Genomic DNA, 6,410 nt, shown 5'->3' with positions numbered 1-6,410 from the left:
TGAGCGCCGGGGCCGAGGCGACCGACGAGCTGCTGGCCGAATTCCGCAGCCGTCACCGGACCAGCTCCTACCAGGTTCCCTCGGACAGGCCCTAGTTGCCAGCAGCAGCCGTAGCGAATTCAGACCTCACGAGGTAGTCGTCTGCAGCGATGGGGGCCCGAAGGACGCTGTTGGGCAGATTGAAGCCGTCAATGAGCATCCGGGAGTGAGGGAGGATCTTCGCGCACAAGTCGTCTACTATCATGCCGAGTTGGTCGATGTGCTCGTTTTTGAGCGCCGCTTGGGCGAGGTACCAGCCGCTGTGTTTGTCGACTTCCCGCAAGCCATAGAGGGTGGCGAGCAGGCGCACTGCGCTCTTGGCGTCCGGGTTGATCGCATCCGCGCGAAGGGCGAAGGCTTGGCCGCCGGCCGTCTCGATCGCCGCCACCACCGCCTTCGCCGCCGCTTCATTGCTGCCTCAGTGCACGCCGACGCGTGCGCCGTCGTGCGCCAGCCGTTCGGCGATGGCCCGCCCTATTCCACGGCTGCCGCCCGTCACCAGTGCCGTTTTACCCATGAGCGCACCCATGGCCGCGCCCCCTTTCTTATGGCTCTTCTTCGGACCTTTCTTTGGCTGCGCCGTTTCGTATCCGGAATCACTTCAGCAGGCGGCGGACCTGGCGCCTCCAGGCGTCCGCGTCGCCGCCCCGCTCGGCCAGCAGGGCGGTGAGGTCGTCGAAGTCACGGTGGACGCCGTTGGTCAGCGCGTCGGCGGCCGCCTCCCAGGCGGCGAGCCGCGCCGGATCGGGGCGGGAGGGAAGCAGGTGCTCCCGGTAGTAGTCGAACAGCTCCAGCACCACGGGGTACCAGGCGGGTCCGCCGGTGGGGCTAAGTGACGACCTGAACGCCGCGTACTCGTCGTTGTTCTCCGTGAGAAGCAGGTATTCTAGGTAGTTCAGGGCGGCGAACCGGTTCCCGGGCATGCGGCCGACCGTCCCGTCGAGCAGGGCGCGTGCCCGCTGGTCGTCGCCGAGGCGCCGCAGCAGCAGGGCATAGCGTTTGGCGGTCCAGGTGTGGGACGGGTACCGCCTGAGGACGTTCTCGTAGGCACGGCGGGCGTCCTGGGGGCGTTCCCATTTCTCCAGGAACCAGGCGTAGTGCGACCATGCCCACACGTCGTCGGTCTCGGCGCCGGTTAGCGCCTGGCGATACCACTTCGCGGCCTCGTCCATCCGCCCGTGGCGCTCCAGGATGTACGCGTAGTGGCTCGCTCCGTCGCTTCGCTCCGGATCCTCGTCGAACACCCGGCTGAGGTGCACCAGCGCGGTGCCGTAGTCGTAGAGCTTGCCGTAGCACTGGCCGATGCCGAAGCGGGCTTCGGCGGAATCGGCATCGCCTTGGGCGATCAGCCATTGGTAGAGCTCGATCGCGGTGCGGTAGCTGTCGCTCTCCCGGAGCCGGTTCGCGACGGCGAGCACCTCGCCGGACGGGTGATTCCGGTAACGGGTCAGCACGGCGGCGCAGTCCTTGCGGTCCGCAAGCCGCGTCAGCTCGGTCATCGTCGTCTCCCATGATGGTGTATCCGTTGCACGGTCGGAAGAAAAATCCTTCCGCGGGACGGCGCGCCACGACCCCTAGGAGGGGTACACGAGAGTCGGGTGTCTAGTGTCTGGCCCGAACCAGAACTCTCTGCTGTTCCAAGACTGGCATCCAGGCGTGTCAGCGTGTCGCCCGGTAGGGCTTCCTGACACTTACGGGCAGGGGGTATCGCGACTCGGACGTGAGCTGGTCAGCATCGCCAGGAATAGCGTTTACGTTTGGCGGCTGTTAGCCACGACTGAGGCTTCTGAATGCCCGCGAGGCTGGTCAGGTGCTCTTCAGCAGCGCGAGTTTGAACCAGAAGCAGGAGTTCGTTTTCATCGCGGCGTGCCAATTCACGCAGTGCTTCCCGGGACGTGATGCCCGCGCTGAGGATCAGGTGCAGCATGCGGGGGTCGCCCAAGTCCTCGTGGACTTGTGCAAGCAACGCTACGTCGCGCATCTGCTGGATTCTCACGGCGGAGACCTTCAGATATACGGCAAGTTGCGCCTGAAGCTGAGTGGTGTGGGTGCGGCGAACAACTTCGCCAGCAGTGGTGACGCCCGCTTCCTGAAGCTCCGCACGATGTGCGACAAACGCGGACAGGTCAAGGAATTCCTGGGGCGGCTGCGCACGTACCAGCCGCCTGAACCTTTCGTCGGACCGTAGTTTTCGAAAGCACGGGTCCGTCGCGGCGTCCTTCCTGTCGTCGTCTGTAACGAGCGCGAATTGCAGATCGTCCAGTGCTTGGTCACGCTGCTGCTTTCGAACCTTGCGAGGCAGACTGCGCAGGTCGGCCAAGAACATGTGCAGGCACGCGTGATCGTAGGTCAGCCGTGGTGACGGATCGGATCCCTCGTGAGAATGTTTTTTCGGGACTCTATACAGGTACACACCCTTCAAGGCGTCGATACAGCGCAGGAGGTTCACAGCGAACGGGAGCATCGTCTCGGCTTGGCGTTGTAGCTGCTTTCGGTCCCAGGAGGCCGAACACAAGCGGTAAAGCTCGTCCACGGAGATCCTAGCGTTCTGCAGATAGGTGTCCACATGGGCGCCTTCGTCCCAGGCGGCCACGTAAGCATTAAGCCACTGTGTGGTGCGGCTGTACAGGACGCGGATCTTCAGCGGCACCCAGCCTGTCTCTTCGGCGGGCTTTTCTGACAGGCCTGATCTTTCGTACTCGTTATCCAGGGTCCGCGCGAACGACGCAAAGTTCGTCTCTTCGTGCAGGATGTTCGCATAACCCGCCCACAGGTACTCGAAGCGTGCCAACACGTTCCCTGGATCCTCGTCCGTGGCCCGGTGCAGAAGATCCACACGCCGCTCGTTTCGATTCTCGTCTTCCAGAAGCGAACTGCTCTTTGCGATGACTTGCAGCGCGACGCTTTTCCATTTCGAAGCCCCGCACAGATCTTCCTTCAGCTCCTGGTGCACTTCGCTGAGGTGCACCAGGACAAAGGCGGCAGCGCCAGTGAGCATCTGCGCCCTTGCCCGGTCCTGGTCGGTGTCCAAGGGGAGCCCGAGTTCCATCCTGCTGAACACCGCGCTTTCCGCGTGCCGCCCGTTGCGGGAGACAGCGGTCGCTACCCTGTTGTCGTCCACGAGCGTCACGCGCGCCCTCCAGGTGAGATCGGGCCGAAGGGCGAAGAACAGACGCGACAGTGCCCCGACGACATGGCCGGCGGGCAGCACGCTCAGCTCTTCGGTGGGGATCTTGCTCAGGGGGGTCGTGGCCAGAGCGGAGGTGGCCCGATCGAGAACCTTGGGTGTTTCTGTGCCGAGACCCTTCATTCGAGCCAGCAGGTAGTCGGTGGCAGCCGCGTTTACGTTTCCGTCAGGCTGCTGCACTTCCACCTGGAGGCGCAGGTTCTGCCCGAACGCTGCCGAGGTCAGAAGAAGGCCGATCAGAGCCAGAGCGATGTGGGCCACCATCAGACGTGTCTCGTAAGCGATGGGAACCATCAGCATCACGATCGCTGCCACAACCACAACGCCGAGCGAGACGAGCAGCGCCAGCCAATCCAGGAAGCGGCTCTGGCGTGTACCCCACAACACCAGCCAGCCTGCGATCAGCCCGATGGCGAAGATGACCAATGCTGCGATCCAGCACTGCATCCACGTCGGGGTGAAGGGGTTGAACATGGCGAACAGAGGCGTCATGATCGCCGCGCCCACCAGCAGAGAGAGGCCGACTCCCTTTGCGATGCGCCTGACCACGGTCGGCCAGGCAACTGAGCCCACTTTCACCCAGAACCATGAGGACAGCCCGGCGAGCGCACCGAGCACCAGGAGGCCGATCGCGCTGAAGAGCACGAGTCTGCCTACGGGGAGGACCCAGTCCCCGTAGAACCGGTCCCAGTTCGACGCCGCCGTCGGCAGGGGGCGACTCTCTAGGTCTGCCACTCGGGCAATACCCGCCAGGGCAGCCGCGTTGGCCGAATCAAGCTTCAGTGCGGCGCGGAACATCCTCTCCGCGCCATCCAGATCTCCCGAGCGAATCAGCTGCTGGCCATCTGTGACCTTCTCCGCCGCCGCCTGACGCGCCGCTGCCACGAGTTGAAGGCCTTCCACAGCACAGTTGCGCTCGTCGTCGGTCGGCTTCACGGATTCATACAGCTTCTTCGCCCGGTCGAGTGAGCCAGCGTTCAGGTGCCCCTCCGCCGCGGCGCAGATCCTGTCCGCCGCAGGATTCAGGGGAGCGGCAGCCGCCACCATCAAGACGGTGAAGGTCACGACCGATAGGGCCCGGCCAACGCGTGTCCACATACTCGCAAGTCAACCGATTCACGGGGTAGACGGCTCTCTGAATATGTTCAAAACAGGTGTTATCGGCCACCAGTGGCAGTGCGGCCCGGATCGAAAGTCCCAGGCAGGAGCGTCAACTGAGGCCGCCGCGGTTGACGTGCGGTGGACTGAAGGAGTGGTATGCCCGACCAATGGACCATCCGGGTAGTCAGCGGGAGGCCCGCATCAACAACTCCTGCCACGAGTCGTACAACAACCCGCCGCAGAGCCACACCCCCCGAGAACGAGCCTCGAGAGCTCAACGAAGCCACCTCACCCCACGTCACGCCACGCCCGATCCACCCCTAGAGAACGGAACCCAGCACGGAACCATGGTCGGGGTCCAGGACGTACGCGAGGTGCCCAAGCAGTACGCGGCCGCGGTCAACGAGTCCATGAACGAGCGGATCCGCGCCGCGCTGCACAGGGTGTGGGGCGAGCAGGCCCCGGCCCCTGTCCAGCGCGGCTCGGTCGCCTTGATGACTCAGGAGTTCCGCGCGGCCGTTAACGCGAGGAGCACCTAACGCTGCACCGGATGTTCGGCGGCCTGGGCGAAGTGCGGCACGACCGCCTTCTTCCAGCGGCGAGCTCGTCACCCCGGGCGTTGCTGCGCGAGTCAGCGGGGTGGTTCGTTCGCTTGCCGCTCCACCCCGCGCCGGGTCATTGCCCTCGGACAACACGCCCGGCTCGATCTGCGGCAGCACGCCATCCTCGTTCTGCCGCAACTCGGGCAGCTCGTCAGTCATTCGAAAACGGGCATGGCCGAGGCGTGAGCCATCCCGAGTAGGAGACCCGCCCGCCAGATCTCCCCGGCCGTGGTCACCTCAGAGGCCAGGTCCTCGTACTCCCGCATTGCCTGGTCCTCTTCCGCGGACCGGTACGCCTCCCATGGCAGGGCGTCGGGGGTGTTCGTCACGCCAGTCCCTCAGGAGGTCGATTGCTTTCGCTGACGAGTTGCCAGCACGCGCAGCGCACCTGCAGCACCAGCTCGGCGGGCAGCGGCACCGTGATCTGTTCCGGGCAGTCGACGTCCCGTGAGCCGGGCCACCGCCCGCCAATCAGGGCCTGCTGCGGCAGGGGCGGCCATTTCCGGTTCCATCCCCGCCTATTCAACTCCTGCCGTACCCCGTACATGACCAGCACATCGCGAGTGTCGACCAGTTTCCCGCACTCCTGCAGGCTCGCCTTGTACATCTGCCACTGCGCCCGCCGCACGGCGGCCTCCCGGCTCGGGAGGGCCATCAGCGCTCCACCGGGGTGTGCTCCTCAGCGACTTGGCCCGGTCCGCTCAGCTGCGAACAGCGGCCTCAACGCCTTCAGCCTGTCCTTCGTACCGGCAGGCAGAGAGGGGGTGACGGGTGTGGTGCTGACGGTCATACAGCACATCATGCCGGGACCTTCCACACCGCCTCCCCGCTCGCCCGGCAGTCGCGTGATAGCGGGACCTCGCCACCTCCCAACAGCGGCCTGCGGGTGACCGTGGGCAGCCCCGAGGCGAACGACCTGCTGATCGCGGGGGCCAAGGAGACCGCACCACCGGCCCGGTGACCCGCCGCGGGCAGGGGTCCGCGCCGGTGTCACGCCGGACCGATGACCTTCTTGCGCATGTGCCCGTAGACCACCGACGTCCGTACATCGGCGAGTTCCGGGCGCTTCGTCAGCTTGTCCAGGACCACTGCGTGCAGATGGTCGGTGTCCCGGACGGCGACGTGCACGAGGAAGTCGTCGTTCCCGGTGAGGACGAAGATCGAGATGACCTCGGGCATCCCCTCCAGGAAGGTCTGGAAGGCCTCGATCAGCGCACGAGTCGGCGGGCGGACCCGTACCGCGATCACCGCCTGCAGCCCGCGGCCGATCGCCGCGAGGTCTGCCTCCGCGTGAAATCCCGTCAGGATACCGCTCCTGCGCAGCGACCGGATTCGCTCCAGACACGTGGACGGGGCGATACCCAGTTCCTGGGCCATGTCCCGGTTGGTGCGCCGACCGTCCTCCTGGAGCATCCGCACCAACACCGAATCTAGTTCGTCCATGCTTGCCTCACCCCGCAGGATTCCGAAGGTAATTCGGA

At 65.2% G+C, this 6,410-nt stretch carries 6 protein-coding genes and 1 pseudogene; 1 reads left to right on the top strand and 6 read right to left on the bottom strand.

Features of this window, described 5'->3' with window-relative positions:
• Positions 1–91 precede the first annotated feature (91 nt).
• The 3 genes and pseudogenes from ACZ3H8_RS37975 to ACZ3H8_RS37965 form a co-directional block, all read right to left on the bottom strand.
• Positions 92–568: pseudogene (locus ACZ3H8_RS37975) on the bottom strand (SDR family NAD(P)-dependent oxidoreductase).
• A 67-nt stretch (positions 569–635) separates the two neighbouring features.
• A complete protein-coding gene (locus tag ACZ3H8_RS37970; RefSeq protein ID WP_467409575.1) occupies positions 636–1,538 on the bottom strand; it encodes a tetratricopeptide repeat protein in 903 nt (300 codons plus the stop codon).
• 230 nt (positions 1,539–1,768) lie between these two features.
• Positions 1,769–4,291, bottom strand: a complete 2,523-nt coding sequence (locus ACZ3H8_RS37965) for a DUF4332 domain-containing protein (protein ID WP_467409574.1) — start codon at positions 4,289–4,291, stop codon at positions 1,769–1,771.
• A 383-nt stretch (positions 4,292–4,674) separates the two neighbouring features.
• Between ACZ3H8_RS37965 and ACZ3H8_RS37960 the strand changes: the two genes are divergently transcribed.
• Positions 4,675–4,866 (top strand): hypothetical protein, encoded by a 192-nt coding sequence (locus ACZ3H8_RS37960; RefSeq protein ID WP_467409572.1) that lies wholly within the window; start codon positions 4,675–4,677, stop codon positions 4,864–4,866.
• 218 nt (positions 4,867–5,084) lie between these two features.
• Here ACZ3H8_RS37960 and ACZ3H8_RS37955 read toward each other — a convergent pair whose 3' ends face one another.
• The 3 genes from ACZ3H8_RS37955 to ACZ3H8_RS37945 all read right to left on the bottom strand — a co-directional run bounded on the left by ACZ3H8_RS37955 (position 5,085) and on the right by ACZ3H8_RS37945 (position 6,372).
• Positions 5,085–5,258 (bottom strand): hypothetical protein, encoded by a 174-nt coding sequence (locus ACZ3H8_RS37955; protein ID WP_467409571.1) that lies wholly within the window; start codon positions 5,256–5,258, stop codon positions 5,085–5,087.
• Positions 5,255–5,584, bottom strand: a complete 330-nt coding sequence (locus tag ACZ3H8_RS37950) for a hypothetical protein (RefSeq protein ID WP_467409570.1) — start codon at positions 5,582–5,584, stop codon at positions 5,255–5,257. Before ACZ3H8_RS37950 ends, ACZ3H8_RS37955 begins: the two co-directional genes overlap by 4 nt.
• A 335-nt stretch (positions 5,585–5,919) precedes the next feature.
• Positions 5,920–6,372, bottom strand: a complete 453-nt coding sequence (locus ACZ3H8_RS37945; RefSeq protein WP_467409568.1) for an Lrp/AsnC family transcriptional regulator — start codon at positions 6,370–6,372, stop codon at positions 5,920–5,922.
• Positions 6,373–6,410: the final 38 nt, after the last annotated feature.

Source organism: Streptomyces sp. NPDC002868 (assembly GCF_055563295.1).
This window is presented reverse-complemented; position numbering and strand designations above follow the sequence as displayed.